Source organism: Azonexus sp., from assembly GCF_036170495.1.
Classification (GTDB): domain Bacteria; phylum Pseudomonadota; class Gammaproteobacteria; order Burkholderiales; family Rhodocyclaceae; genus Azonexus.
This window is the reverse complement of the sequence record NZ_JAVHPH010000203.1, coordinates 1-3,837: the sequence shown is the minus strand read 5'-3', so window position 1 is coordinate 3,837 and position 3,837 is coordinate 1. Positions and strand designations below refer to the sequence as shown.

Below are 3,837 nucleotides of genomic sequence, written 5' to 3'. Positions count from 1 at the left end.
TGACCAGCGGCATGATCAGGTCGCCGACGATGGAATCGACGATCTTGCCGAAGGCACCACCGATGATGACGCCGACCGCCAAATCCATCGCGTTACCCTTGACGGCGAACTCCTTGAACTCCTGAATCATTCCCATTTTTTTCTCCCGTGGAGTGTGTTTTTGATGCGGCGATTATTTGCTTTGTCGCGCCGACAGGTCAAGCAATTTTCATATTTTCAGGTTTCATTACAAAGCTTTACAGAGCCTCTCGGCGGCAGCCTTCAGCGTACTTTCCTGCTTGGCGAAACAGAAGCGTACAACATGGTCGTCGCGACCGTCGGCATAAAAACCCGAGACCGGGATGACAGCGACGCCGACTTCGCGCGTCATCCATTCGGCAAACGCCCGGTCGGGCAACTCCGAGATGCGGTCGTAGCGTGCCAACTGGAAATAGGTGCCGCGACAAGGCAGCAACTCGAACGGCGTGGCGGCCAGCAACTGCCGAAAGAAATCCCGCTTTTCCTGGTAGAAAGCGGCCAGCCGAAGATGGCGGTCGGCATCCTGCATGTACTCGGCGAGCGCCAGTTGCGACGGCGTGTGCACGGTGAACACGTTGAACTGGTGCACCTTGCGGAACTCGGCCATGAGCGCCGCCGGGCCGACGACGTAACCGATTTTCCAGCCCGTGATGTGGTAGGTCTTGCCAAAACTCGAAACGACGATGCTGCGCGCCGCCAGCTCGGGATCGGCGCACAGGCTGGCGTGCGGCTCGCCATCGAACAGGATGTGCTCGTAGACCTCGTCGGAGAGTACGACGATGTTGGTCCCGGCGATCAATTTGGCGAGTTTTTCCCGGTCGACCGTAGACAACAGGCTGCCCGTCGGGTTGTGCGGCGAATTGACAATGATCATCCGCGTCTTCGGCGTGATCAGGCCGGCCACCTGCGCCCAGTCCGGGACGTAATCGGGGAAGCTCAACTGGGCGTAGACCGCCGTGCCACCAACCGTTTCGATGGCCGGCACGTAGGAATCGTAGACCGGCTCGAAGACAATCACCTCGTCGCCCGGCCGCACGAAGGCGGCGATGGCCGTAAAGATGGCCTGCGTCGCCCCGGCCGTCACGGTGACTTCCGACTCGACGTCGTAGCGCACGCCATAGAGCGCCGCGACCTTATCGACGATGGCCTGGCGCAACTCCGGCATGCCGGCCATCGGCGCGTACTGGTTGCGGCCGGCCAGCATGTGACGATGCACGGCATCGAACAGCGCCGGCTCGGCCTGAAAATCGGGGAAGCCCTGCGACAGGTTGACCGCCCCGCATTCGGCCGCCAGGCGGCTCATGACGGTAAAGATGGTCGTCCCCATCGCGGGGAAGCGGGAGTCGATACGGATAGACGTTTGCATAGGCACGCGACTTACAGCTTGGCAGCCATCGTCTGCAGGGTATCGAGGCGACCGAGCAAGGTGTCGAGAACGGCCATGCCTTGCGTCAATTCCTCGACATTGGAAAGGCTTTGATTGACTTGCACATGCTCCCGCTCGGCATCCGCGTTCATTTGGCGGATCTGGACCGAAGCAGCTTCGCTGGTCTCGATCAGGGTGTTGATGGCAGCAAGCGTTTCCCCGGCGATGCCGCGGATCTTGGCTATCGTCTGCACCGCCTCGCGGATGCTCGATGCCGTCTCGTCGGCCTGCTTTTTGGCGGATTGGGCGAGCTTGCGCACCTCGTCGGCAACCACGGCAAAACCGCGCCCTGCCTCGCCGGCCCGGGCCGCCTCGATGGCGGCGTTGAGCGCCAGCAGATTGGTCTGGTCGGCAATCGCGCTGATGCCACCGGTAATCGAGCTGATGGCACAGGATAGCCGCTCAAGATCGTCCAGCCCGGCGCCGAGGCTGGCCTGGGAATGTTGCGAAGACTTGGCCGAGGCGCCGACCGAATTCATCAGGCTCATCGCCTGCGAAAGGGTCGCCGTCTGCTGGCGGAAACCGCTGGCCAGCAGGGGCAACTGATCGATCACCGGCTGCACCGAACGCTCGTAGCTGACCACCCGGTCGACCATGCCGCGCTGCATGCCGTTGAGCGTTTCCCAGCGCTGCAGCGCGCGCTGGGTGTAGTGCATGGAAAACGCCGCATAGCCAACCGGGAAAGCGCTCATGAAGGCGTCGCGGTAGGTCGCCGAGTCGCGGAAGAAGACCAGCGCCGACAGCGTCTGATTGATCGGTATGCCCAATATCTCGCCGAAAGTCGAGAACCCGGCGGCCGGCGTATCAGCAAAGAAAGCGGCGCGCCCGAGCACGCCGGCATTGCCGACTCGACGCAGGACGCAATCGTTGAGCAGCATGGCCTGCGGTGCGCCCTTCCCGTTGAGGAAAGTCTGCCAGTCGCGCTGGGTGGTCTCGACAAAGTCGGTGACCTTGAGGAGATGCAGGCAATCGCCGAACTCGATGTCGCAGAAAAACGAGGTCTTGTCGGCGCCCAGGGCCGCTACCGAGCGAATGAACATTTCGCCATCGACCGAAACGGCAAACGTGTGGCCAGCCAGGCGCTTTTCGACTTCGGTCTCCGGGCAACCAAAATGGGCCGCCAGGGCACTCAGGAAACCGGTCGTCTGGCCATCTTCGGCAAAAACGCTGCTCACCGTTCGGGCCACCGGGTCGGCATCGGCGATCAGCCAGCTCTTGCCGGCGGGCACGAAATTCTGTGACTTGAACGGCGAGAAACGAATACCCGGCTTGACCTTGCAGAAAATCAGCATGGCCCGTCCGGTCAGCGTCCGCTGGCCGTCGTGCATATAGGTGCCGGAGAAATCGAGCTTGCCGCCGGCCGAGCCGCCAATCGCCAGGCAGGGGAAGCGTTTGCTCTCGTACCAGGCGCGCATCAGGAAGCCCTCCGACGCCGACAGGCCGTCGCAAAAGATCAGGGCAAACGTATCCTGGGCGTTGATCGGAAACGAAGGATTGACGCTCTTCAGCTCCCGCGCAATATGCGCCACGCGCTCACCGACGGTAGTCCCCTGCCCCAGCTTGAGATCGATGGTCACCAGTTCGCAACGCTCGACAATCTCGTCGGAAAGCCACAGGAAACTGCCTTCCCGGTCATGCGTATCGGCTCCGCAATACGTCGTCGCCCCGCCGCTGCACAGGGCGCCATTCGACGACAGCGCGGCAAATACGGTGTTCCCGGCGGCCGGCGAGGCGACAGCGCGCGCCAGGCCATCGGCCACGCCTTGAAAAGCCGCATGCGGGGGAACAAAGCCGATGAAAAGTCCGCCCCCGGCATCGGGCAAGCCGAGTGCCTGCCGGTTGGCGGGAAGCCGGTCCGCGTTGAAGCGACCGGACAAGGCCTGCGCGGTTGATGTGGATGCCTTGCCAGTCGACACTTCGGCAGGTCTGGACTTGAGAAATGAAAACATCGACAGCTCCTCAGAATGGAGAGCCGAGCAACAACTCGGCTAGCGTTTTCGACAATTTTCGCAACTATAGCTGAACGGCAACTACATCGGGTTTTGCGGTTCGCCGAGAGCACGGAGCCGGGAAAGTGCTGAATCCGTGCCAAACAAGCAGCGGTCTGCAAAAAGGTTTAGTATTACATCCGTTATAACAGCATCGGAACCCAAGCATGTTCGCACTCAAACTGACCCAGATCGGCAATTCGGTGGGGGTTGTGCTGCCCAAGGAAGCCTTGGCCATGCTGCATGTAGACAAAGGCGATACGGTTTATCTCGTCGAGTCTCCTGAAGGCTTTTCGATGACGCCCTACGATCCGGAAGTTGCCCGCCAGGTCGAAGCCGGCCGCGACTTTATGCGCGAATTCCGCGACACCTTCCACGAACTCGCCAAGTAGCATGTTCACCTGG

At 61.3% G+C, this 3,837-nt stretch carries 3 protein-coding genes and 1 pseudogene; 1 reads left to right on the top strand and 3 read right to left on the bottom strand.

The features are described 5' to 3' along the window. From ADADOO_RS06785 to ADADOO_RS06775, 3 genes and pseudogenes are all read right to left on the bottom strand, one after another. Nucleotides 1-130: MscL family protein (locus ADADOO_RS06785; protein WP_511276117.1), on the bottom strand; the 130-nt coding region annotated here is incomplete at its 3' end. Between the two features lie 96 nt (nucleotides 131-226). Next, a complete protein-coding gene (locus ADADOO_RS06780) occupies nucleotides 227-1,384 on the bottom strand; it encodes a pyridoxal phosphate-dependent aminotransferase (protein WP_511276115.1) in 1,158 nt (385 codons plus the stop codon). Nucleotides 1,385-1,521: 137 nt separating this feature from the next. Then, nucleotides 1,522-3,393, bottom strand: a pseudogene (locus ADADOO_RS06775) (methyl-accepting chemotaxis protein); the annotation flags it as partial. Between the two features lie 206 nt (nucleotides 3,394-3,599). Between ADADOO_RS06775 and ADADOO_RS06770 the strand changes: the two are divergent. Continuing rightward, nucleotides 3,600-3,824, top strand: a complete 225-nt coding sequence (locus ADADOO_RS06770; RefSeq protein WP_511276113.1) for an AbrB/MazE/SpoVT family DNA-binding domain-containing protein — start codon at nucleotides 3,600-3,602, stop codon at nucleotides 3,822-3,824. Nucleotides 3,825-3,837: the final 13 nt, after the last annotated feature.